Origin of the sequence: Diplocloster hominis (assembly GCF_032380655.1) — a bacterium.
Lineage (GTDB): Bacteria > Bacillota > Clostridia > Lachnospirales > Lachnospiraceae > Diplocloster > Diplocloster hominis.
In genome coordinates this window covers 132714-157775 of the sequence record NZ_JAWDIY010000005.1, presented here as the reverse complement: position 1 = coordinate 157775, position 25062 = coordinate 132714, and the positions used below count along the sequence as shown (strand labels likewise).

The following is a 25062-nucleotide window of genomic DNA, read 5'->3' as shown; positions in this document are numbered from 1 at the left end:
CGGATGCTATGTACCGCAAGCCTCTCCCCCACTGATCTTCATCCTGCGTATCTCCCCATAATTTCACAAGTATAGTACTTTTCTTCTGTTTTCGCAAGCTTCTGTTTACACAAGCTTCTTTCAGAGGACACTTTGGTCCGAATCCGCCTACTCCAGATAAACGATCACATTGCTGGTCTTGCTGATGGTCTCACCGGCCAGAGGGAATTGGTCCGTTACGGTTCCGTCTTCTCCGATGCAGGAGACGCTGAGCTCGAACTCCTTGAGGATTTCCTGCATTTCTTCTTTGGTTTTTCCCATCAGGTCCGGCATGGTGATCTCGCCGATGTTATTTTCCTGGGTTTCCTCTTCGGTGAAGCGCTGCTCGATCCCCATATAGGGCAGGATGTTGCTGAAGATATCTTTTACGATGGGCGCCGCAATGGTCCCTCCATAATAGATGCCCTGGGGATTGTTGATGATAAGCAGGCACAGGACCTGCGGATCATCTGCGGGTGCGAACCCCAGGAAAGAGGAGATGTATTTGTGAGCACTCCGGGGCAGGGTCTGGGACGTGGCCGTCTTTCCGCCGATCTTATAGCCGGGGATATAGGCTTTATTCCCGGAGCCTTCTTTTACGACCTGTTCCAGAAGATATTGCATGGTCTCGGAGGTTTCCTCGGAAATGATGTGCTCTTTGGTCGGGTAGGTCAGGGTTTTGACCGGGTCCCCGTCTGTGTTTTTTACTTCCACCCCCAGATGCGGGGTAACGCGGGTACCGCCGTTGATGATACTGCTGACCGTGGTGGCCAGCTGGATCGGTGTGATCTGGAAAGACTGGCCGAAGGATATGGTCGCCAGCTCTACGGGACCCACATTGTCTTTTTTGTGCATGATGGTAGCTGCTTCTCCGGGAAGGTCCACTCCCGTTTTGGACAGGAGTCCCAGCTGATTGAAGTATTTATAAAAATTGTCTACGCCGAGCCGGAGGCCTACGTCGATGAACACGGGGTTACAGGAGTTCATGATACCCTGGACAAAGGTTTCTCCTCCATGGCCGCCTGCCTTATGGCATCGGATTCTCCGGTCCTCGACAACACGAAACCCCGGACAGGAGAACTGGTCATCCAGATGTACCACTCCCTCTTCCAGGCCTGAGGCTGCCGTGATGATTTTGAAGGTGGAACCGGGTTCGTATGTATCATTAATACATCGGTTCCTCCACATCTGATTCAGCAGATCCTGCTTTTGTTCTTCTGTCATGCCGGTGGTATCCACACTGGTGTTCAGGGTGAACGGATCGTTCAGATCGAACTCCGGTACATTTACCATTGCCATGATCTCTCCGTTCTGGGGATTCATGACCAGAACCGATACCGCATCAGCGGATTTTTGTTCCATCACCTTCTGCGCTGCCTGCTCGCAGTATTTTTGTATATTGGAATCCAGACTGATGTACAGATCGTTTCCCGGAACCGGCTCTATGCGGTCTTCCCCGGCATCCGCGATCTCCACTCCTCTGGCGTCTGTCAATGTTAATATAGTGCCATCGATTCCCTTTAAATATTCCTCATATTTTACTTCCAGGCCAATGATTCCCTGGTTATCACTTCCGGTAAATCCCAGCACTTTTGAGGCCAGCGAACTGTATGGATAATACCTCTTAAAATCTTCGTCCACTTTGACGCCGGCTAAACCTAAATTCCGGATTTTATCTCCGATTTCCTTGTCTACATTTGTCTTGATCCGCTCAATGGAACTGTTTTTTTCCACCCGTTTGCGCACGGCCTCCTGATCCATTCCCAGGATTTCCGAAAGCTTGGAGATGATCACCTCCGGTTCCTTGATCTGGCTGTGGATAACGGATATGGTACACACCGTCCGGTTTGTAGCCAGTACGGTGCCATTGGCATCTATAATTTTCCCCCTGGCCGCCTTTATACTGCGCTCTCTCTCATGAAGCGCGTCTGCCTGTTCCTGATAATATTCCGACTGGAACAGCATCAGATAGATCAGCCTTCCGGCCAGCGCTCCCAGCACCAGAAAACAGCAGAGAAAGATGATCAGGATTTTTTTACGGTTATAGGTTTTGTTTCTTAACATTCTTATAACCTCATAAAAGTTATTACTATAATCTATTACAACTTTTATGAGGTTATGTATTTAATATCGCTATGAGCACTTAGCGGCTGTTCTTTAGCCGCTTACGTGCGATGCATGAAAAATAGTCAGCCAGGCTTTTTCGAGCGCTACTATTTTTTAATCTGTATTCTGGCTCTGGTCAGGCTCCTGGGACTGCTGCGTGTCCGGAGGTGAATACGGGATTCCGTCATCCTCATCCTGGCCGCCGTCCTCCGGATTTTGGCCTTCTGGGTTTCCCCCGTCCTGGCTGCCTTCCGGGTTCTGTCCATCCTGACCGTTTTCACCTGCATTCTGCCCATCCTGGCCGCCGTCTTCCGGATTCTGACCATCTGTCCCGTTATCCTGCGGATTCTGGCCATCCTCTGCGTTGGGATCTGTCTGATCCTCCTGGGGCGCTGCCGGATCCTGCTGGCCGTCTCCGGCCGGGTCCACCGGAATTTCTTCCGTCGGGAATATATTCATATATGGCAAAACCTCCGTCAGAATGCCGCTGGCCATCTCACAGGCCAAAGAGCTGGCGTGATTCTGTTCTTCCACATTCGGTTCGTCGATCACCACATAGATGACGACCTGCGGCTTGTCATAGGGCGCGTATCCCAGGTAGGACACCAGGAAATTCCGGTCCTCACGGGGATATTTTTCTGCGGTTCCCGTTTTGCCGCCCACTTTGTATCCCGGTACCGCCGCTTTTTTGGCTGTTCCTTTTTCTCCAGACACAGTAGTGTATAAATATTGTTTTAACGTGTCTGATGTTTTTTCTGATATCGTCTGTTTTAACAAAATAGGATCGATATTCTGCACAGTACCGCCGTTGGCGTCCAGAATCCTGGAAACCATATGGGGCTGATAATAATAACCGCCGTTGATAACCGAGCAAAACGCAGAGATCTGCTGGACCATAGTCACATTATAATTCTGTCCAAACGAATTGGTCGCCAGATCCACTGGTTTCATCTTATCCGCCGTATACAGCATACCGGAAGTATTCGCCTCTCCCGGCAGATCGATTCGTGTCTTCTGCCCGAAGCCGAATATCTCCTGGTATCTGCAGAAGTTATCCGACCCGATTATGGCCGCCATCTGCATCAGGGCATCATTGCAGGATACGTTGATGGCACCTTCAATGGTCAGCAGCCCGTGTCCATATCTGTTTACACAGGCGATTCCTTTCGGTGCTCCCGGCACTACCTGTTTTCCGTCGCATACAAAGGTTTCATTTCCGCTCAGTTTTCCGGTCTCCAGCCCTGAAGCGATGGTAAATGGCTTGGATGTGGAGCCTGGCTCGTATGTATCACTGATACAGAAGTTTCTCCAGATCTTATTTAACGCGTCCATCCTGGTATCATCGTCCATGGCCGCGATCTCTTCTTCCGAATAAAATGGGGTCAGATCCCTTGGATTGTTCAGATCCCATTCCGGCGTGCTGGCCATGGCCAGTACCTCTCCGGTATTCGGGTTCATCATCATGACCGCGGTCAGCTTGCTGCCTTCTCCCGGTCTGGCTTCATCCCTGTGTGCTTCGTTGAATTCCCTGATATATTTTTCGACAATCGACTGGATATTGACATCCAGTGTCGAAACCAGCGTATTGCCGTCGATGGCCTCCTTCACGGTACGTTCCAATTCCAGCTCGTCGTTCAGATATCCATATTCCCGTCCGTTGATACCGTTTAGCGTAGAATTATAATAGCCTTCCATACCGCCGTTTCCCACGTTCCCGCTGGAGGTAAAGCCGATCTCATCAGCCGCCAGGGAACCGTAGGGATATTTGCGCACATAATCTTTTTCAAACCATACTCCCTTTATAGATACAGATGTCTCCTCTTCTTCCTCTTCGTCAGAATCAGAAGCGCCGGTATCCGTATCATCCGGCTTTATGTCCTCGGACGCTGCGCTCCCGGTACTGGCATCCGGCGTTTGATCCGCGCTGTCATCTTTTGTATCGTCCGCATTCTTTTTGTCTGCTGCCGTGGATTTATCCTCCTTCTTTACCCGGAACAGATCTTCAAACGCGTCTTTGTCCTCTTTGGTCAGCTGTTTCTTGAGGATATAGTATGCATTGTCGGGATTTTCGGATATATATTGTCTGATCTGTGCCTCATCCAACTGGAAACTGGATACCAGGCTGGAAATCACTTTGTTGATATGTTCGTCGTCTTTTGTCGCCAGAAGCTGCTTCGTATCCAGTATCACATTGTATACCCGTTCACTGGTGGCCAGCACGGTTCCCTTCCGGTCCACGATATCCCCGCGCCGGTACGGCAGCACAGTACTTGTATATTCCTGCTGGGATAATACACTCTTCGTATATTCATCACCGCTCTTTGCGTTTATCTGGGCAATCCGGACATTCAGTCCGATGAATACCACAATTATGCCGGCAAATAACACTACCAGCTTCTTCTGCATTGTGCGGGTGAATTTTTTATCTTTCTTCTTATTATTCGCCACAAAATTCACCTGCTTTTATTTTTTTAAAATGTTTTTAATCGTGTTTTCCTCTTCCGGCAGTTCCTCGTACTGCTTCACATAGTCGCTGCTCTTGTCATCGTACAGCCGTACCTGGTCCTGAGTCGCGTAGACCATACCCAGTTCATTCATAGCCACATCTTTCACATGCTCCAGATCCACGGACGCCGTCACCCGGTTTTCCTCCGCATCATTTTCCGCCTTCAATGTATTCAGCTGTGTTTCCAGTGAGGAAATCTCATTGAGCTGTCCGGCAAGTGTGGACTGCAGTTTCAGATAGTTCACGCAGGTGGCCAGCACCAGTATCGTGGCAACAGACAGGAAAAGAACATACCCCGGGTTCATGTGCAGGGCCTTTTCCCTGTTTCGAAGCGTACTTACCCCGGTCTTTTTCCTTGGTGCCTGTGTCTCCTGCCGATTCGGCAGTACCTCCAGTTTTCTGACGGTATTTCCTTCTATGTAATTTCTTCTTTGGTAAGTTGTATTCTGCTTCTTTCTCGCTGCCATTCTTTACACTTCCAATCTTTTCTTAAACTTCACCTTTTTCAAATATTCTCAGCTTCGCACTCTTGCTCCGGCTGTTTATTAACAGTTCCTCCTCTGACGGCAGAATTGGCTTTCTGGTCACCACTCTGCCTTTCGGTTTTTTGCCACATACACATACCGGAAAATCGCTGGGACAGGTACATGGGTTCTCGTTGGTCCGGAATATATTCTTCACAATCCGGTCTTCCAGGGAATGAAAGGTAATGATACAAATCCTTCCCCCGGTGTTTAACAGTTCAATCATATCGTCCAGAGAGTTTTTCAACACTTCCAGCTCCCGGTTCAGTTCAATCCGGATCGCCTGAAAAGTCCGTTTCGCCGGGTGCCCGCCCACCGCTCTGAATTTCATCGGGATCGCCGCTTTTATAATCTCCGACAGCTCCAGGGTCGTCTCAATGGGCTTTGCCGCTCTGGCCGCCACTATATGTTTTGCTATATTCTTCGCAAATTTATCTTCTCCGTAATCCCGGATCATCCGGTACAGCTCCATCTCGGAATATTCATTTACAATATCCCTGGCGGTCTGGGACTGCCGCCTGTCCATACGCATATCAAGAGGCACATCTTCCCGGTAGGTAAATCCCCGCTCAGGTTCGTCCAGCTGATAGGAAGAAACGCCCAGATCCAGGACGATACCGTCCACCTTTTGGATGCCCAGCTCCTTCATGACCAGCGGCATCTCACAGTAATTGCTCCTAACGATGTCCACCTGTTCTTCAAATTCCGCCAATCTTCTGCCGGCCGCGTCAATTGCCGCCTCATCCTGATCGATTCCGACAAACCGGCCACTTTTCGACAATCGGCGGCACACCTCATAGGCATGTCCACCGCCCCCCAGGGTACCGTCAACATATATCCCATCCGGCCGGATATTCAAACCGTCGATGGTTTCTTTTAATAAAACGGACGTATGTGTAAATTCCATAATCTTCCCTCTTTAATCCCTATCAGATATTTAAGCCCAGATCCATCATTTGTTCCGCAATGTCATCCATGTCATCATACGTATTATTTTCATTCCATCTGGCCTTACTCCAGATCTCAATCCGGTTCAGCAGTCCAGCCAGAACAACATCCTTCTCCAGATCGGCAAATTCCCTTAAGGTAGAGGGCAGCAGGATTCTTCCCTGCTTGTCCAACTCACAGGTGGTAGCTCCGGCCATAAAGAACCGGGAGAACTTACGGGCGTTTTTATTGGCCATCGGCAAGGTACGCAGCTTTTCTTCAAAGGCCTGCCACTCATCGTTGGGAAATACGAAGAGGCAGCCGTCCAATCCCTTTGTCACCACAAATTCATCTCCGAGTATCTCTCTGAATTTGGAAGGAATGATCAGCCTGCCCTTGGGATCTATGGAATGATTATATTCTCCCATGAACATCCGCGTGCAACTCCCCTCAGATGGCCCCACTTTCTTACCATCCAGAACCACTATTCACCACTTTTTACCACTCATGAGTATATCTTATCCCAATCAGGTTGAAATTTCAATAGGAAATTCAAATTTCACATGTGCGGATTCGACATATTATTTGGGGTTTTGACTTAGGGCCGTGAAAAAGGGTGGGGGAATCCGGGGGCGCGGTGCGGTTTTTGGGGCTGGCTGTGGGGCGTGAGACCGGCGGGACTGCCTGTGGGGCGTCTACGGACTGATTGCTGGTCATTGCTAAGCAAAAAGGAAAGCCGGCGGACAGTACCGGACCTATTCGCCCAGAACACTTGATGTGTTCTGGACTCAGAGGTCCTTTCTAACCAGCGTTGAACACTGGTTAGAAACTGTCCGCCGGCTTTCCTTTTTGCTAAGCACTGACACAGCCGTCCTATGACGCCCCACAGGCAGTCCCGCCGGTCTCACGCCCCACAGCCAGCCCCAAAAACCGCACCGCGCCCCCGGATTCCCTCACCCTCTTTCACTGCTTTAAATCTGGCTTAGTTATGTCTTATGTTTCTTCTGGCTTTATATCTGGATATTACCTTAACCTTTATTTTGTTTTGATGGCAGCTACCTATTTTTATAGGATTGTTTCGATTTTTTATTGGGTACAGTTTAATTGGGTACGTTTTTTATTGGGTACATTATAAGTTGAATATTATTAGAATTTTAATTTATATTAAGAAGCTTTTGTTTACCGATTTCGTTTTTTGATTGATTTAATTTGTTGATCGATTAGTTTGTTGACTGATTTTTTTGTTTATCGGTTTAAGAAGTTGTAATTTTTAGATTCTGTTGGTAGTATTAAATCAGCGGCGGCAGCGGCTCTTTTTTTACATTTTAACAGAGCGGACTATTTATGTTATTTGGGATATTAAAAGGAGAAATTGATGCAAGTCTTATTAGTATTAAATTTTATTGTTCCATTTGTAATGATTTTAGTAGGATGTATTTTAAAAAGACATCCCGGGTCAGATATGAGCAGGCATAATGGTTATAACACCCCCACCTCCAGAAAATCTCAGGCACATTGGGATTATGCCCAAAAGATTGCCCCGGATATTTATATTTCTTTGGGAAAATACTTGTTTGTAGTGGAATTCGCTGTGAGTACTATCTTGTTGATTCTTCACGTTACAATTGAATATTCTATTATAATAGGAGAATGTATTGGTTGTGCATTTCTATTATTTGGATTTTATCATACGGATAAGCGGATTGAAGAAAAATTTTCAGATAAATAGAACAGGGTAAATTCCAGCTTGTCACTCAGATTGTGCCGACACTCCGTAAAAGCAGCAAATCCGGGCCGATTTCATTTAGATTTCACCGGGTAACAGCCTTAAGTGATGGAAGGGCCAAAAGCTCCGTTCCCCGGCCAGACCAGCCCGCGATGGAGGACCTCCCCCTGCCGGACGGCCATCAGAAGGGCTGCGCCATACTTTTCGGACAGTCATCCCTCTCCCTCAAAAAAAGCCCGCCTCGCATCCCCGGCTAGGGGAACCTCCTTCCCTTAAGGTTCCACCTGCCGATCTGGTCTGCTCAACGAACTATTTTACACTAAGTATCGAATTATAATTATTATGTCTATCTCAGTTTCCCTGCAAACGCTTGATGTACTCTTCAATCAATAAGTCAACCTCTACACTGTTCTCATAAGCTTCCTGTAGATTTTCCCGACTTTGAATAGAGGCATTTAACTTTAATCTTGCTTCCTCGATTTTTGCTTTTAACTCTTCTGTATCCTGCATAATATACACCTCATCTATTGTCTCTTTGCGAACTATAACTACATTCCTCCTTTATTCAGCCGCCTGTGTCTTACCACTATTGTAACTGCCGAAAGGATCACCAGGATTGCTGATAACAATTGAGATGCCGGAATCCCTGCAAACGGAAGCAGTAACTGGTCCGTTCTCAATCCTTCAATCCATACGCGTCCAAGGCCGTAGCCAAAAAGATAGATCAAAAACAATTCCCCCTGAAACTTCTTTTGTTTTCGATACCATAACAGAACAAGGAAAATACACAGATTCCACAGGGACTCATACAAAAATGTGGGGTGCACCTGGATATACTCTACTCCATGGATGACCTGTATATGAGCCGCTATATCTGCGCTTATGTCTCCCGCACGGACCGCCGTCACCGGTAATTGCATCGCCAAAAGGTTGTCTGTATATCCTCCAAAGGCTTCCCGGTTGAAAAAATTCCCCCACCTTCCTATTATCTGCCCAGCAATCAGACCTATACAGCCAGTATCTACCATCTGCCAGAAGTTTAATTTTCTTTTCCTTGCAAACACATAGACAGTGATGACCGCTGCAATCACACCGCCGTATATAGCAAGGCCTCCGGCCCTCAGATTAAAAATCAGCATTAAGTCTTCTTTGTACTGGTCCCAGGAAAAGGCCACAAAGTACAGTCTGGCTCCAACAATGGAAAAGATAATCGCATAGATTGCCAGGTCTATATAGTCATTCGTGTTCTGTCCAGTCCTTTTTGCTTCCCTGCAAGCCAACAGAATGCCTACTACCATACCTATACCGATAACGATTCCATAATAGGCGATATCCAATCCGAATACACGGATGCTCTTTCCTACATGCTCCAGCTGTAACCCCAAATTGGGGAAAAGAATTGACGTGTCCATTGCTAAAATCTCCTGTCTGCCTCTTTATTCCGTCGATTCTTGACTACAGATTCATTTTAACTCCATATAAATCAAAAATCAAACAAATTAAAACATCATTTTCTCCCATATTTCGACTTTTGGCTTTTTTCGTCTGAAAAGGATAGGTGAAAAAAAGCCCTGGAATGGCCGTATTACTCACTTTCGTCACTGGCCGCCCCCGGGCTCGTATGAACTTCTATCCAGCTAAGGCATTAAACATTAAATCGGAAAAGGATCACATCTCCGTCTTTTACCACGTATTCTTTGCCTTCCAATCGCACCAGACCCTTCTCTTTGGCCGCAGCCGTAGAACCGCAGTCCAGCAGATCCTGATAATTTACAACCTCCGCACGTATGAATCCGCGTTCAAAGTCAGAATGTATCTTTCCGGCCGCCTGCGGCGCTTTCATACCTTTGGTGATCGTCCAGGCCCTGGTTTCCGGCTCTCCTGCTGTCAGATAACTGATTAAGCCCAATAGGGAGTAACTTGCTTTAATCAGTTTCTCCAGTCCGGATTCTTTTAATCCCAAATCTTCCAAAAACATTTTCTTTTCTTCTTCGTCCAGCTCGGCGATCTCCTGCTCGATCTGCGCGCAGATCACAAATACCTCACTGTGCTCCTGCGCCGCGTATTCCCGCACCTGCTGCACAAACGGATTGGCCGCACCGTCATCTGCCAGGTCATCCTCAGAGACATTCGCTGCATAAATGACCGGCTTATAGGTAAGCAGCTGATAACCGGCAAGTAACGCCAGTTCCTCTTCGTCCTCCGTCTCAAATCCCTTTGCCATTTTTCCTTCTTCCAGGTACCCCTTTAACTTATTCAGGAGCTCCAGCTCTTTTGCCAGAGCCTTGTCCATCCTGGCACCTTTTGAAGTTTTCGCTATCCGGCGTTCCAATATTTCCAAATCCGAAAAGATCAGTTCCAGATTAATGGTTTCAATATCCCGCATCGGATCCACACTGCCGTCCACATGAATCACGTTAGGATCTTCAAAGCAGCGCACTACATGTACGATCGCATCCACTTCACGGATATTGGCCAGGAATTGATTTCCCAGTCCCTCTCCCTTGGACGCTCCCTTTACCAGACCTGCGATGTCCACGAATTCAATCACAGCCGGCGTAATCTTCACAGAATCATATAATTTGGCCAGCATTCCCAGACGCTCATCCGGCACTGCCACGATTCCCACATTCGGATCAATGGTACAGAACGGATAATTGGCTGATTCCGCTCCTGCTTTTGTCAATGAATTAAATAATGTACTTTTGCCTACATTCGGCAGTCCCACAATTCCCAGCTTCATATTCTCCTCCAGCGCCGCATTTACTGCGGCTCCCTATTATCACTCATTATAGTCGTTTAAGATATCCAGAAAGGCCTTGACATTAGCCGCGCAGTCTCCGTTAAAGACCGCAGACCCGGCCACCAGAATATTAGCCCCGGCATCCAGAATCATTCTGGCGTTATTAAGACCAACCCCTCCGTCCACCTCGATATCCACATCCAGCTGCTCTCTCTTAATCCATTCCCGCAGCTTCCATATCTTGTTGGTAGAGCTCTCGATATAACTCTGACCGCCGAATCCGGGATTGACGCTCATAATCAGAACCATGTCCGTCTGATCCAGCACATATTCCAGCACGGACAGCGGTGTGGCCGGATTCAGGGATACTCCTGCTTTCACATTACAGTCCCGGATCTGGCGCAAAGTCCGGTGCAGATGCCGGCATGCCTCCGCGTGCACGGTAATAATATCCGCTCCGCAATCCGCGAATTCCTCGATATATGGTTCCGGATGAGACATCATCAGGTGAACGTCGAAGATCATATCTGATTTTTTACGGATGGAACGGATCACCGGCATTCCCAACGAAAGGCTGGGCACAAAGTCACCGTCCATGACATCGATATGCAGATACTGCGCTCCGGCGTTTTCCACTTTTTTCACATCTTCTCCCAGTGCGGCAAAATCCGCGGATAATATAGAAGGTGCTATCGCGTACATAATTAATATCTCCTTTTCTCCTTTAATTCTCCAAATAGCTCCGTGTAATTTTCATAACGGATACTGCTGATCTCTCCCGCCTCCAGTGCAGCCTTGACCGCACAGCCTGGTTCATGGATATGAACACACCCCTGGAACCGGCATTGATCCTCGTAATCCCGGAATTCCGGAAAATAATCCTTCAGCTCCTCTTTTTCAAACTGATTCACATACATGGAACTGAATCCCGGTGTATCCATAATATAAGTATTTTCATCAATGCAGATCAGCTCCGAATGTCTTGTCGTATGCTTGCCCCTGTCGATTCGTTCGCTGATGGCTCCCGTCTCCATGCCCGCTTCCGGCTGGAGGATATTGATCAGGGACGATTTACCGACACCGGAGGGCCCTGCCACCGCAGTGGTCTTGCCGGAGAGCAGCTCTTTTACCTGGCTTAGCCCCCCGCCTTCCTTCGCGCTGGTAAATACGATATGATATCCGCATTTCGCATAGGTCTGCTGCAGAAGGAACAATTCTTTTTCCGTGGCAATATCTTTTTTATTGAAACAAAGGACCGTATCGATCCCCTGCTGCTCCATCGTGATCAGGAAGCGGTCCAACAGGTTCAGATTAGGTTTTGGCTTACTGATAGCGAAAATGACCATGGCCTGATCGATATTAGCGACCGCCGGGCGAACCAGCTCATTTTTGCGCGGCAATATCCGGGTGATATTCCCCTCCGCGTCGCCCTCATGGGTGATATCGAACGCAACGTTATCCCCTACCAACGGCTTCATCTGATCCTTTCTGAAGATGCCCTTGGCTTTGCACGCGTAGATTCTGCCCCCTGGCATAAGCCGTGCATCCCCGTTCTGGGGATGCACATAATAAAATCCAGCAATTCCTTTGATTATCTTACCCTGCATGTAGCTTCGCTTCACCGCCTGATTCTCTTAATTTGGCTGGAACGTAATCGTCCACTGACCGACCTTCTTTTCCTCATTTGTGGCCGGATCGGTCTCGTACAGATAAGCCTTGCCGGTGGAGATCCCTGTGGCTCCCCTAACCGGTTCCAGCACATAGATGAACGGAATACCGAAAGTCTGGTTGGAAAATACATCTACGGACCGTTTGGAACCGTCTGCCAGGGTTTGCTCTACCTCTAATCTGGCAGGGCCGCCCGTATAGGTCCCCACATCATCTTTTAGCTGTACCCGGACACTCATCCAGTCCTGATCCGGGGTAGGCGTCGGAGTCGGTTCCGGTCCTTTACTCAAAGTAATATTAACCTTCGTTCTCTCCACTACCGTAGTCCCCTGGCCCGGACTCTGGTTGATGACCCTTCCCTCTTCCACACTGGAATTGTACTGCTCGGTAATTTCCCCCCATGTCAGCTTATTGTTCATAATGGCGTCATTTACCTGATCCTTCGTCATATTCGTAAGGTTCGGCATTACCACTTCTTTAATCTCTTTCCCCTTGCTGACCGTCATCCGGATCGACTGGTTCGGTTTCACATCAGAGCCGGCTTTGGGGTCCGTGCTGATGACATTTCCTTTTTCCACATCATCGCTGTAGCTCTCCTCGATGGTAACTTTATAGCCTTCGTCTTCCAGCTTCTGCTTCGCTTTCTCTTCCGACAGGCCGCTGACATCGATCAGCTGCACATAGGATTCCCCGCTGCATACGGTCAGCAGAATGGTCGTATGTTTTTTCACCATGTCGCCGGACTTTACACTCTGCTCCATGACTTCGCCTTCTTCATAATCATTGGAGTCCTTGTAGGTCGTCTTATATCCCAGCTCCATTTCTTTTAGTTTTGCCTGGGCCTTTTCCTCCTGCATTCCCACTAACTTCGGCATCTCTACCTGATCCGTCTCGGCAGCCGCCGTGGTCTGCGGTTCTTTGTTTTCCTTGTCTTTATCTTTACTGGAACCGAAGGAGAAGATTCCGACCATCTTGCCCACCAGGAACAACACGATCAGCGCGATGATAACCGCCGCCACGATACCTCCGATGGTCATGATTTTTTCCAGCTTCGGATTCACTTCTTTGTCATCGTCCTCGTCGTCTCCGTCGGAATCCTCGTAGTCATCGTCCTCATATTCGTATTCGTCATCCTCGTATTCCCCGTCATCATATTCCTCGTCCTCATAGAGCTGTTCCGGTTCCACATGAATCCTTCCGGTTTCTCTCTTGATCTGTTTCACATCATCTCTGGTGAACATGACGGTTTTGGCGGTCTGATCTATGGGACTCGCTTTTACAAAATCCCCCTCCGGACTGACCAGCGCCTGCTTTAAGTCCTGAATCACTTCCGACATATTATTATAACGCCGGTCCGGGCTTTTCTGCGTCATTTTGATAATAATCTGCTCCAGGCTGAAGGGCAGCTCCGGCGCAAAATACTTGGGAGATATCATCTCCTCCTGCAGATGCTTCACAGCGATCACTACCGGCGTATCACCGTCAAAAGGCACCCGGCCGGTCACCATCTCATACATAGTGACACCCAGGGAATAGATATCACTTTTTTCATCACTGTAACCGCCTCTGGCCTGCTCCGGTGATGTATAGTGAACGGAACCCATAGCACTGGAGCTGATCGTCTGGGATGACGCAGCCTTTGCAATGCCGAAATCCGTAACTTTTACTTTTCCATCCGTAGAAATAATAATATTCTGAGGCTTGATATCCCTGTGTATAATGTGGTTATTGTGCGCTGCCTCCAGGCCCATGGACACCTGGATCGCAATACTGATCGCCTCTTTGGAGGACAGACGGCCCTTACGCTCAATGTATTCCTTCAGGGTAATCCCGTCAACCAGTTCCATAACGATATAATAGACCCCGTCCTCATCCCCCACATCGTAGACATTTACAATGTTCGGATGCGCAAGACCCGCGGCCGCCTGGGCTTCCGCCTTGAATTTGGCCACAAACGTGGTGTCGCCTCTGAACTCATTCTTCAGCACCTTGATTGCGACATAACGGTTTAATTTACGGTCTTTTCCTTTATAGACGTCAGCCATTCCGCCGGTTCCGATCTTTTCTATGATCTCGTAGCGGCCGCCGACAAACATACCTGTTGTTAACATGTTTACCTCCAGTTGCGCATTAACTTCGCGATAAATTCTACAAAAAAAGATTCAATGATCTTCTTTTGCATACAGGATCAGGGATGGATGAACTTACCTTCCGCCTTCCGCTTCCCCTATTTCTGGTTCTATAATGACCACAGATATGTTATCTCTGCCGCCACTTCTGTTCGCTTTCTGAATCAGTTCCAACGCTTTCGCCTCTATATCCAGCGGCTGTCTCATAATCTGCCGGATCTGCTCATCCTCCAGCATGTTAGACAAACCGTCCGAACACATCAACACCAAATCCCCCAATGACAGCTTCCGGCTGAAAAAATCTATAATCACCCTGTCATCCGCACCGATCGCCCGTGTAATCACGTTTCGTTTCGGATGATTTCTGGCCTCTTCTTTGTTCAGTTCCCCGAGGCGCACCATTTCTTCCACCAGGGAATGATCCCTGGTAATCTGTCGGATGTCATCACCGACCACATATAAACGGCTGTCTCCAATATTAGCCACATACAGATAATTCTTCAGTACAATGGCAACCACAAGCGTAGTCCCGCATCCGTTTTTGGTCTCGTCTTCCCTGGCCCGCTTTACCAGCTCCTGGTTGGCAAAGTCGATAGCCTTTCTCAATATCCTGACCGGATTTGTATCCTCATCATGTCTGATCGCGTAGACCAGCCGTTCCACCGTATACTTTGACGCAAAGTCACCGGCGTTGTGGCCTCCCATACCATCGGCCACTACAAAAAGGTTCGGAAGATTTCCAACCGGATGTTCTGTTGCAAATACATAGTCCTGATTTGTCTGGCGTATCTCTCCGACATCAGTGATTGCAAATGCTTTCACATTTCTCCCCCACCTTTCTCTTGCTGTCTGTCAATGAAATGTTTGCGCAGCTGCCCGCAGGCTCCGTCTATATCTCTGCCCATTTCTCTTCTAATAGTAACATTTATTCCACATTTTTCAAGTTTATTTTTAAAATCCACCACTACAGACCGGTCCGACTGGACATAATCCCGCTCCTTGATAGGGTTGACCGGGATCAGATTTACATGTCCATGGAGCGGTTTGACCAGTTTGGCAAGCCGGACAGCGTCTTCTTTGGAATCATTGACTCCGCCCACCAAGCTGTATTCAAACGTCATTCTTCTGCCTGTCTGCTCCCCGTAATAATCACACGCCTCTAACACCTCATCCAGGACATATTTGTTCGCCACCGGCATCAGTTCCAGCCGTTTTTCCTGACTGGATGCGTGCAGGGAAAGGGCCAGCGTAATCTGGAGTTTTTCCTCCGCCAGGCGGTAGATATTCGGAACAATCCCGCAGGTGGATACCGTAATATTCCGCTGGCTGATATGAAGCCCGTGCTCGTCGGTCAATATCTTAAGAAATGCCAGCAGATTATCATAATTATCAAGGGGTTCACCGGTCCCCATGACGACCACGTTGGACACCCTGGCTTTTGTGAGCGCCTGTATGCGATAGATCTGGTCCAGCATCTGGGCAGGCGTCAGATTCCTGACCAGACCGCCGATCGTCGATGCGCAGAACCGGCAGCCCATCTTGCAGCCGACCTGGGAGGAGATGCAGACAGAGTTGCCATGCTTATACTGCATCCAGACACTCTCGATCACGTTGCCGTCAGGCAGCCGGAATAAGAACTTCTTCGTGCCGTCGATCTGCGACGTCTGCTCTTCCAATAGTTCCAGGGAAGTCCACTCACAGTTCTCCCTGAGTTTACCGCGCAGTTCCTTTGACAGGTTGCTCATCTCGTCGATATCCGTAACCAGCTTTTCATGAATCCACTGATACACCTGCCGCGCCCGGAACGGTTTCTCGCCCAGCTCCTCCATGTATTCCGTAAGCTGTGTCAGGTTCAGGGATTTGATATCCATCTTCCCTCTATTCTCCATCTTTTCGTAACCTCGCCATAAAGAATCCGTCTGCACGGTGCACACCCGGAAGGAGCTGCAGATATCCCCGGGCCGTCGTAGCGCTTCTTAACTCATCGCACAGATAAGGATCGATACTTTCCAGATGAAATGGAAATTTATTCAAAAACCACTCCAGATTCTCTTCATTTTCTTCTCTGTCTATGGTACATGTACTGTAAACAAGAACCCCGCCTTTCTTTACATAGTTATGTACCGTGCCCAGAATTTCTCTTTGAAGGCTGCTAAGTTCCCGCATCTGTCCAGGACCCATATGATACTTAATATCAGGCTTTCGCCCCAGCACCCCCAGTCCGGAACAGGGCAGGTCAGCCAGTACCAGATCCGCAGTCTCCACCGCAGATTCATCCAAGACACAGGCATCCCACACTTGCGCCCGGATATTCGTAAGGCCGCTGCGCAGGATATTTTCTTCGATCAATCCCACCTTGCAGGGTGTCAGGTCCCTGGCCGTCACCATGCCTGTATTCTCCATCAACTCCGCCGCATACAGGCTCTTTCCGCCCGGCGCGGCACAGACGTCATATACGATGTCCCCTTTTGCGGGGGCCGCGATACGGACCGCCAGCATGGAGCTTACGTCCTGCACCTGGAACAGCCCCTCCTTGAATTCCGGCAGTGCTCCCAGATAATCATAACCCCGGATTTCCATGGCCTCCTTTATATAAGGAGACGGCACCGTCTCTATTCCCTGAAGATTCAGCTTCTCCGCCAGTTCCTCCGCGCGGATCTTCCCGGTACTGCAGCGGATGCAGGTCGGGCTTTCCTCCAGGAATGCGCGCAGGATCTGTCCCGTGGTGAAAGGCCCGAAACGCTCAAGCCACATCTGTGTCAGCCACAACGGCTGGGAATACCGGATGCTCATAGATTCCGCGGGTTTTTCCTTCTCATCGGGATATCGGATCTGTGCCATTCCCCGGATGATACTCCGCAGCACGCCGTTTACGAATCCCGACAACCCCTGAAAGCCTTTTTTTCTCGTTAACTTCACAGCTTCATTGCACACAGCAGAATCAGGAATGCTGTCCATCCATTTTAACTGATAGACCGCACTCCTTAGTATATTCCGGATCACCGGCTTCATCTTCTTTACTTTCACACTGGAGAATTGATCGATGATATAATCTATGAGAATCATCTGTTCCAGGGTTCCAATGGAAACCCTGGTGATAAAGGACCGCTCCTGTTTTCCCAGATACTGGTACTTGGATAAGACGTCACGAATCACCAGATGGCTGTGAGTCCCCTTCCCGGTGACTTCCATAAGTATTCCCAGCACCAGTTCTCTTGTATTTACCGCATTAGTCACGGTTTCTTCCTCCGAACAGTAAGATTAGGCGCAAGAGGGAAAGCATCGCCGCGGCAGCGCTGGCCACATAAGTCAGAGCAGCTGCCGAGAGTACCTTCTTCGTACCGTCCACCTCGTCCCCATACAGGATTCCGGTAGACTCCACCATCTGTATCGCACGGCGGGACGCGTTAAATTCCACCGGCAGAGTGATCAGCTGAAACAAAACCGCCAGCGAAAACAGAATAATCCCGATATCCACCAGTATCGCCCACTGAGAGTTTACCCCGAAGATCAGTCCGATCAGGATCAGCGGCATAGACAGCCCTGAGCCTATGTTCGCTACCGGGACAAACGCGCCTCTGATTTTCAAAGGAGCGTAACTCTTAGCATCCTGGATGGCGTGCCCGCACTCATGGGCAGCTACTCCCACCGCCGCCACGGAAGGGGAGCCGTACACGGAGTCTGACAGATTCAGCGTTTTATTTCTAGGATCATAATGATCCGTCAGATTACCGGACACATGCTGGATCTGCACATCATAAATTCCCGCCGCATGTAATATCCTGGCGGCCGCATCCGCGCCCGTCATGCCGGACATACTGCGCACTCTGGAGTATTTGGCATAGGTGGATTTCACTCTGGATGACGCCCACAAAGATAAGACAAGGCCTATGATTACCAGTATATAAGTAGGGTCCCAAAAATAATAGAAAGGCATGTAAACTTCCTCCTTCAAATTTTACTTCCATGAATTTTTCTTATAGCTGTGAGCACTTGTGTCCGTATTTTGGGCACTTACGTGCGATGCATGAATATTAGTCAGCGAGTTTTTTCGAGCGCTGCTATTTTTTATTGCTATGAGCACTTAGCGGCTGTTTTTTAGCCGCTTACGTGCGATGCATAAAAAATAGTCAGCGAGTTTTTTCGAGCGCTGCTATTTTTTATTATACAACAGTCATACCCGAAAATCCCGGATTTCATAAATATTTCATAGAAATTTTAAGAATTAGGCGAAAGGGGACATGTCCATTTCGGTTTGGGACATGTCCATTTCGATTGGACATGTCCCGAACTGGATTGGACATGTCCCGAACTGGATTGGACATGTCCCGAACTGAATTGGACATGTCCCAGACCGGATTGGACATGTCCCCTTTTTTCAGGATGGCAGGATTACATGCGCTTTTACCGGATAGCCTCTCAAGAACGCATCTGTCGTCATGCGCTTTTTGCCGGCCAGCTGCACTTCTTTTATAGAAAGCACGCCTTTGCCGGTCTGTACGCAGAATGCATCTTTTTCTATCCGTATGATCTCGCCGGGTTTTCCGTTTCCCGGCTCGTTTAACACCTCAGCATCCCAAATTTTTAAAACAGTCTGATCCAGGTTCGTATAAGCGCTGGGCCAGGGATTCAAGGCCCGGATCAGACGTTCGATCGAAGCCGCGTCCTTCATCCAGTCAATATTACCCAGCTCTTTTTTCATCATTTTCGCATAACCGGTATGGCTTTCTCCCTGCTTTTGGAATACGGCTGTCCCGGCTTCCAGCTGACGCAGCGCTTCCACACACAGCCCGGCTCCCACGACGCTCAGCTTGTCAAAGAGGCTGCCGCCCGTCTCCTTTTTGTCAATGGAAACCTCCTGCTTTAAAATCATATCGCCGGTATCCAGACCTTCGTCCATCTGCATGATGGTCACGCCGGTCCTGCTCTGACCGTCGATGATCGCCCACTGGATCGGCGCCGCTCCCCGGTAGTCCGGCAGTAGGGAGGCATGTACGTTGACACAGCCGAATTTTGGCATCTCCAGCAGTTCTTTGGGCAGGATCTGCCCAAACGCCGCCACCACGATTACATCTGCCTGGAATTTTCGGATTTCCTCTATGCACTCCGCATTGCGCACCCGTGCCGGCTGATAGACAGGTATGCCCAGTTCCAATGCTTTCTGCTTCACCGGGGAAGCCAAAAGCTGTTTGCTTCGGCCTTTGGGTTTATCCGGCTGTGTGACCACACCCACCACCTCGTATCCGGCCTCCGACAGTTTTTCAAGCGTTCCCACCGCAAAATCCGGCGTTCCCATGAATACAACTCTCATTATCGCTTCACTCCTCTTCTTCCGGGCCGTGAAGTTCCCCTTCCACCAGCTCCACGAACATTTTTCCTTCCAGGTGGTCCGTCTCATGACAGATGGCCCGGGCCAGCAGCCCGGTTCCTTCTATCTCATAGGGCTTCATATTTTCATCATAAGCCATAACCTTCACATAATCCGGCCTCGTCACCTGTCCGTACTGTCCGGGCAGGCTTAAGCATCCCTCGTCACCGATCTGTTCCCCGCTTGTTTCCAGAATCTTTGGATTGATCATAACCAGCGGATGATCGTCGTCCACATCGATCACCACGATCTGCTTTAAGATTCCCACCTGAGGGGCGGCCAGTCCAACCCCGTATTCTGAATACATGGTTTCAAACATATCATCGATCAGCTCCCGGATTCTCGGGGTCACCTCTTTGACTTCCCGGCACTTTTTCGTAAGTACCTCATCGCCCATCACTCTTATTTTCCGAATTGCCATTTCGTTCACTCCTTAACCTGCATGCATTGGATTAAAATCAAATTGCATATTTATTTTTTCAAGAAGCGGCTGCTCCTTCGCATACCGTTCCAGATGATCTTTTACCTCTGTCAGTGTATCATATTTTTTATGTTTTAGGTAGATCACTTTTTTATAGATGTCGTTAATCCTGGCCACGGCAGGTTCCGCCGGGCCGATCACCGTAAGACCCACAAGATCCCGGGGTACCTGCCGGGTCAGCAGATCGGCAGCCCGGCTTAATTCTTCCTGGTCCGCCCCGGACAAGAGCACGGCCAGCAGATGGGCAGCCGGCGGATAGCCCGAAATCGTGCGGTAGAGGATCTCCTGCTGGTAAAACTCCTCATAATTCTGGGCCGCAGCCGTCACTACCGCATAATGCTCCGGCTGGTAAGTCTGGATCACGACCTCTCCGGGCACGTCTCCTCTGCCCGCTCTCCCTGCTGCCTGCGTCAGCAGCTGAAATGTCCGCTCGCTGCTCAGATAGTCTCCCGTATACAAAGACAGATCCGCCGCTATCACACCAACCAGCGTCACCGCCGGAAAATCATGTCCCTTCACGATCATCTGCGTTCCGATCAGGATATCCGCCTCCCGGTTCGCAAATGCAGCCAGTATTTTTTCATGCCCGTCCTTATTTCTGGTCGTATCTGCGTCCATTCTGAGTATTCCCGCCTCCGGATACTGCTTTTTTAGAAGCTCCTCAATCTGCTGCGTACCGGCCCGGAAACCTCCGATATACGGGGAACCGCATTCCGGGCACTTCTTCACCGCCGGTTCCTCATAGCCGCAGTAATGGCAGACCAGCCTGCCATGATTATGCATGGACAAAGAGACATCGCAGTGGGGGCATTTCATCACATGGCCGCAGGAACGGCAGGACACAAACCCCGCGTAACCTCTGCGGTTCAGGAACAGCATGACCTGCTCTTTCTTTAACAGCCGGTCCCGGATCAGTTCCTGAAGCCTGGTACTGAAGATCGACCGGTTCCCACTTCTAAGTTCTTCCCGCAGATCTTCCACATATACGCGGGGCAGCGCATTTTTCTTAGCCCGGTCCGTCAGCCGGAATAAGACAAACTCGCCCCGGAGCGCTTTATAATAAGAATCCACACTTGGCGTCGCTGACCCCAGCACCACCATAGCCCCTTCCGTCACAGCCCGGTGGATGGCCACATCTCTGGCATGATAACGGGGAACATTTTCACTTTTGTAGGTCAGTTCGTGTTCTTCGTCTATAATCACCACGCCCAGGTTGGGAAATGGGGTAAACAGTGCGGATCTGGGACCGATCATCACACTGATTTCCTTATTTTTCGCACGCTCGAACTGGTCGTAGCGCTCTCCCGCTGACAGTCTGGAATTCATAATCGATATCCGGTCTCCGAATCTCTGATAAAAACGCAGTACCGTCTGAAACGTAAGCGCGATCTCTGGTATCAGAACGATGGCCTGCCGCCCATCAGCCACCACCCGGGCAATGATTTCCATATATACTTCCGTCTTACCGCTGCCCGTCACCCCGTGCACCAGATAAGTACGCCGAAGCCCGCGTTCCCAGTCTGCCGTCACCTGGTCAACGACCGCCTGCTGCTGGTCATTTAACACGATCCGTTTCTCCTGCCGCTCTGCCGGCTGCACCGGATTCCGGTATCGCTGCTCTGTCTGTACACGCAGGATTCCCTGTTCCTCCAAAGCCTTAATCACCGCCGGGGTAATATGCAGCTTCTTCGTCACCAATTCATAGTTAATCTCCGGCTGGTTTATAAGCGCCTGCACCAGCCGGGCCCTTGCCGTACAGTGTTTTCGATTCAGTTCCTCAAGACAGGCCTGAGCCTGTTCTGCAGGCAGGTTTAGCAGAATGAGACGCTTTTGCTGCGCTCTTACCTCCTTTTTGATCGGTATTACCGTTTTCAGCGCCTGAATCATAGTGGAACCATAGCGCTCCCGCATCCAGGCTGCCAGTGCGATCAGCCTGGATTCAATAGGAACCCTGCCCGGAACGATCTGTTTGATGCTTTTGATCTTCGCAGGATCATAAGCCGGCCGGTCCGTAGTCTCCACCACATATCCCCGGATCATCCGGTCCCCTCTTCCAAATGGGATCTCTACTTCTACTCCCGGAACGATCCTTCCCTCTATCTCTTCCGGCACCCGATACTGAAATGTCCGGTCCAGTTTTTCATTCGTTATATCAACAATCACATCGGCATAAACCGCCACCTGCTCACCTCATTTACTCTGCTGTATATCCGCTTTGCTGCACATCTCCTGTGACGTGCATTCGTTCTGCTGTATAATTTCCCGGATGATGACCCGCTCATCCATCGGATACTTCACCCCGCAGATCTCCTGGTAATCCTCATGTCCCTTTCCTGCCAGAATCAGAATGTCTCCCTGCTGCCCGTGGCGCAGCGCCCAGGCGATCGCCTCCCTGCGGTCCGGAATCTCTATATAAGCGCCGTCGGTCTTTTCCATACCGGTTCTGATATCCGCGATAATCTCCTCCGGCTTCTCATATCTGGGATTATCTGAAGTAATTACCGTAAAGTCCGACAGCTTTCCAGACATTTCCCCCATCTCATAACGCCTCAGTTTCGAGCGGTTCCCCCCACATCCGAACAAGCACACCAGACGGTGGGGCTCATACTCCCGCAGTGTCGTCAGCAGACTTTGAAGGCTCATCGCGTTGTGAGCATAATCAATCATCACCGTAAAGTCCCAGGGCCCCGGAACAACTTCCACTCTGCCCTTCACCTTCACCGTCTTAAGCGCCCTGCCCATCACATCCGCAGGCAGCTTTAACTGCGCGCAGGCCGCGATGGCCGCCATCGCATTATAGACACTGAACGTTCCCGGAATATCCACCTTCATCCGCGTTTCCAGCCGGCCGCCCACCTGAAACTGGATACCAGGCACACCATCCTCCTGATACAGCTCCAGATCTGATGCAATATACGCATTCTCCGGCCTCATTCCGTAGGTAATCACCTCACAGGTATGTCCGCGCAGGATCAGATCCAGATATTCATCGTCACCATTCACCACACCAACGCGGCACTGACGGAACAGCCTGCTCTTACACTGTGCATACTCCGCGAAATCCTTATGCTCCGCCGGTCCGATATGATCCGGCCCCAGATTCGTAAAAATTCCTATATCGAATAAAATCCCAGCCGTCCGCTGAAGCTTCAGGCCCTGGGATGACACTTCCATAATCACATATCTGCAGCCCGCCTCCACCATCCGGGCCAGCAGCTCCTGGATCAGGTAAGATTCCGGCGTCGTATTCCCGGCGGCCTGCTCCTCATCCCCCACAGCGGTCACGATCGTCCCCATCAGACCGGTCTTATATCCCGCACATTTCAGCATTTCCCGCAGCATATAGGCCACCGTTGTCTTTCCCTTCGTCCCCGTGACACCAATTAGTTTCATCTTTTCAGCCGGATAGCCAAAATAAGAAGCCGAAATCAATGCCAGCGCATAGCGGCTGTCCCTGACCCGAATCACCGTAACCCCATCCGGTACCTGGATCTTTCGTTCCGCTACAATCACTTTGGCACCTCTGCTTACAATCTCTCCAATCAGAACATGGCTGTCCGCCCGGTTTCCCTTAATGCACACAAACAGATCTCCCGGTTCAATCTCCCTGGTATCATAACGGACCGCCCTCACCCGGACATCCGTGTTCCCGGCTTCGCAGCGGTACTCAAGCCTCTCCAACAATTTATCTAACTCTATCATTCAAACGCCTCCGGCATCTTTCTACTATTTTATGTGTTATCCTTACATAGGATACCATACCCAAACAAGAATTCCTAGACCGATTTTATGTCCGGGAACCCGTTTAGCCGGCTGGGGCACTGGGAACAAGATCAAAAAAGCCGGGTCCTGGGACGCTTCCCCGACGTGCTCCAAATCCGACGGGTAAATGTCCCTGAACCCGGCCTGTACTGCAAGCCTGGTCTAATAAATAAGCCTGGTCCTCCGTACTTCTCCGCAGCTCAGGCCTGCTCTGCAAACTCTAGTATAATTGTCAATTGATCATTGGCATACACAGCCTGAATATTTCCTCCCAACTGTTCGGTCAGTATCTTAGCGATAGACAGCCCAAGCCCCGTCGAACCTCGTCCGTTCTCAACGGTAAAGAACCGGTCGAACAGTCTCCCGGCCGATATGGAATCCAGGGCCTTTGAAGTGTTGGTAAATGAAATCCTGCCGTTCTGTTCCAAAATGATTCTCAGATCTTTATCACTGTATTTGATCGCATTGCTGATAATATTTTCAAAAATCCTGGACAGGGCTTTGCGGTTCAGGCTGCGTATGACCTCCGCAGACGGCATGGAAATCGCCGGAACGATATTTCTCTTCCTTAACGCTCCATAGAAGGCGGCAACGACCTCCTCCAGGACTGCGTTTAAGCTGACCGCTTCCGCGGGATTATCCTCCCTGACAGACATGACGACAGAATAGCGGAACAGCTCTTCGGTCAGCTGTTTCAGCGCCTGGGTCCGATTCTGTATCATATCCAGGTAACGGGATACCTGCTCATTGGTCTCTTCCCGCTTCGCAAGATCCAGATAACCGCAGATGGCAGTGAGGGGAGTGCGCAGATCGTGGGATATGTTGGTGATGGCTTCTTTGAGCTCCCTGTCCCCGTGCTGGTAACGATGGCGTTCCTTTCGCAGAAGCCTCAGCTGCTGATTGATAGCTGCCGCCAGATGTCGGATACTGGAATCGTTGCTGGAGAGATCGATCAGGGTATTTGTATCGGTTTTTACCCTGTCGGCAAACTCTTCACAGATTTCATTTACTGCCTTTTTCATTTGCAGGATATAGAGGATCAGCAGCACGATAATCATTATGAGTATCCCGCACAGGGCATATAACCAGATATCCATTGGTTCT

22 protein-coding genes are annotated in these 25062 nt (G+C 49.7%); 1 reads left to right on the top strand and 21 read right to left on the bottom strand.

The features are described from left to right. Positions 1-147: 147 nt before the first annotated feature. The 5 genes from ABC831_RS06675 to mraZ form a co-directional block, all read right to left on the bottom strand. Positions 148-2082, bottom strand: coding sequence for a penicillin-binding transpeptidase domain-containing protein (locus ABC831_RS06675; RefSeq protein ID WP_343247452.1), 1935 nt, complete (start codon positions 2080-2082; stop codon positions 148-150). Between the two features lie 156 nt (positions 2083-2238). After that, on the bottom strand, positions 2239-4572 hold the full coding sequence (locus tag ABC831_RS06670) for a penicillin-binding transpeptidase domain-containing protein (protein ID WP_343247451.1): 2334 nt from the start codon (positions 4570-4572) through the stop codon (positions 2239-2241). Positions 4573-4587: 15 nt separating this feature from the next. Beyond that, positions 4588-5097, bottom strand: coding sequence for a hypothetical protein (locus ABC831_RS06665; protein WP_343247450.1), 510 nt, complete (start codon positions 5095-5097; stop codon positions 4588-4590). A gap of 22 nt (positions 5098-5119) precedes the next feature. Then, on the bottom strand, positions 5120-6061 hold the full coding sequence (gene rsmH / locus ABC831_RS06660; protein WP_343247449.1) for a 16S rRNA (cytosine(1402)-N(4))-methyltransferase RsmH: 942 nt from the start codon (positions 6059-6061) through the stop codon (positions 5120-5122). Between the two features lie 22 nt (positions 6062-6083). Further along, positions 6084-6515, bottom strand: coding sequence for a division/cell wall cluster transcriptional repressor MraZ (mraZ, locus tag ABC831_RS06655; protein WP_158354528.1), 432 nt, complete (start codon positions 6513-6515; stop codon positions 6084-6086). A gap of 941 nt (positions 6516-7456) precedes the next feature. On the opposite strand from mraZ, the gene ABC831_RS06650 reads away from it, so the two are divergent. Beyond that, positions 7457-7810 carry an SdpI family protein gene (locus ABC831_RS06650; RefSeq protein WP_343247448.1) on the top strand — a complete coding sequence of 118 codons (354 nt, stop codon included), beginning with the start codon at positions 7457-7459 and terminating at the stop codon, positions 7808-7810. Positions 7811-8158: 348 nt separating this feature from the next. Here the strand turns inward: ABC831_RS06650 and ABC831_RS06645 are convergent, their stop codons facing one another. The 16 genes from ABC831_RS06645 to ABC831_RS06570 all read right to left on the bottom strand — a co-directional run bounded on the left by ABC831_RS06645 (position 8159) and on the right by ABC831_RS06570 (position 25055). Then, positions 8159-8317 carry a Spo0E family sporulation regulatory protein-aspartic acid phosphatase gene (locus ABC831_RS06645; RefSeq protein WP_158354524.1) on the bottom strand — a complete coding sequence of 53 codons (159 nt, stop codon included), beginning with the start codon at positions 8315-8317 and terminating at the stop codon, positions 8159-8161. 38 nt (positions 8318-8355) lie between these two features. Continuing rightward, positions 8356-9219: a prolipoprotein diacylglyceryl transferase gene (gene lgt / locus ABC831_RS06640; RefSeq protein WP_343247447.1), complete on the bottom strand. Its 864-nt coding sequence runs from the start codon at positions 9217-9219 to the stop codon at positions 8356-8358. Positions 9220-9262: 43 nt separating this feature from the next. Next, a complete protein-coding gene (locus ABC831_RS06635) occupies positions 9263-9409 on the bottom strand; it encodes a hypothetical protein (protein WP_343247446.1) in 147 nt (48 codons plus the stop codon). Positions 9410-9452: 43 nt separating this feature from the next. Continuing rightward, a complete protein-coding gene (ychF, locus tag ABC831_RS06630; protein WP_343247445.1) occupies positions 9453-10550 on the bottom strand; it encodes a redox-regulated ATPase YchF in 1098 nt (365 codons plus the stop codon). 39 nt (positions 10551-10589) lie between these two features. Beyond that, entirely contained in the window at positions 10590-11252 is a 663-nt protein-coding gene (gene rpe / locus ABC831_RS06625; protein ID WP_343247444.1) for a ribulose-phosphate 3-epimerase, read from the bottom strand. 2 nt (positions 11253-11254) lie between these two features. Beyond that, on the bottom strand, positions 11255-12157 hold the full coding sequence (rsgA, locus tag ABC831_RS06620) for a ribosome small subunit-dependent GTPase A (protein WP_343247443.1): 903 nt from the start codon (positions 12155-12157) through the stop codon (positions 11255-11257). A gap of 27 nt (positions 12158-12184) precedes the next feature. Continuing rightward, entirely contained in the window at positions 12185-14329 is a 2145-nt protein-coding gene (gene pknB / locus ABC831_RS06615) for a Stk1 family PASTA domain-containing Ser/Thr kinase (RefSeq protein WP_343247442.1), read from the bottom strand. Positions 14330-14422: 93 nt separating this feature from the next. Then, the gene (locus ABC831_RS06610; RefSeq protein WP_343247441.1) at positions 14423-15169 is read right to left on the bottom strand and encodes a Stp1/IreP family PP2C-type Ser/Thr phosphatase; all 747 of its coding nucleotides are present in this window, start codon (positions 15167-15169) and stop codon (positions 14423-14425) included. Then, positions 15166-16236: a dual-specificity RNA methyltransferase RlmN gene (gene rlmN / locus ABC831_RS06605; protein ID WP_343247440.1), complete on the bottom strand. Its 1071-nt coding sequence runs from the start codon at positions 16234-16236 to the stop codon at positions 15166-15168. The genes ABC831_RS06610 and rlmN overlap by 4 nt, the downstream gene beginning before the upstream one ends. Continuing rightward, positions 16226-17584, bottom strand: coding sequence for a 16S rRNA (cytosine(967)-C(5))-methyltransferase RsmB (rsmB, locus tag ABC831_RS06600; protein ID WP_343247439.1), 1359 nt, complete (start codon positions 17582-17584; stop codon positions 16226-16228). The genes rlmN and rsmB overlap by 11 nt, the downstream gene beginning before the upstream one ends. Continuing rightward, on the bottom strand, positions 17577-18284 hold the full coding sequence (locus tag ABC831_RS06595; RefSeq protein WP_343247438.1) for a zinc metallopeptidase: 708 nt from the start codon (positions 18282-18284) through the stop codon (positions 17577-17579). Before ABC831_RS06595 ends, rsmB begins: the two co-directional genes overlap by 8 nt. Before the next feature lie 441 nt (positions 18285-18725). After that, the gene (gene fmt, locus ABC831_RS06590; RefSeq protein WP_343247437.1) at positions 18726-19658 is read right to left on the bottom strand and encodes a methionyl-tRNA formyltransferase; all 933 of its coding nucleotides are present in this window, start codon (positions 19656-19658) and stop codon (positions 18726-18728) included. 7 nt (positions 19659-19665) lie between these two features. Then, complete coding sequence (gene def, locus ABC831_RS06585; protein WP_343247436.1) at positions 19666-20136, bottom strand: peptide deformylase; 471 nt, start codon at positions 20134-20136, stop codon at positions 19666-19668. 12 nt (positions 20137-20148) lie between these two features. Further along, complete coding sequence (gene priA, locus ABC831_RS06580) at positions 20149-22359, bottom strand: replication restart helicase PriA (RefSeq protein ID WP_343247435.1); 2211 nt, start codon at positions 22357-22359, stop codon at positions 20149-20151. Between the two features lie 27 nt (positions 22360-22386). Then, positions 22387-23898 carry a UDP-N-acetylmuramoyl-L-alanyl-D-glutamate--2,6-diaminopimelate ligase gene (locus ABC831_RS06575; protein WP_343247434.1) on the bottom strand — a complete coding sequence of 504 codons (1512 nt, stop codon included), beginning with the start codon at positions 23896-23898 and terminating at the stop codon, positions 22387-22389. 260 nt (positions 23899-24158) lie between these two features. Beyond that, complete coding sequence (locus ABC831_RS06570; RefSeq protein WP_343247433.1) at positions 24159-25055, bottom strand: sensor histidine kinase; 897 nt, start codon at positions 25053-25055, stop codon at positions 24159-24161. Positions 25056-25062 lie beyond the last annotated feature (7 nt).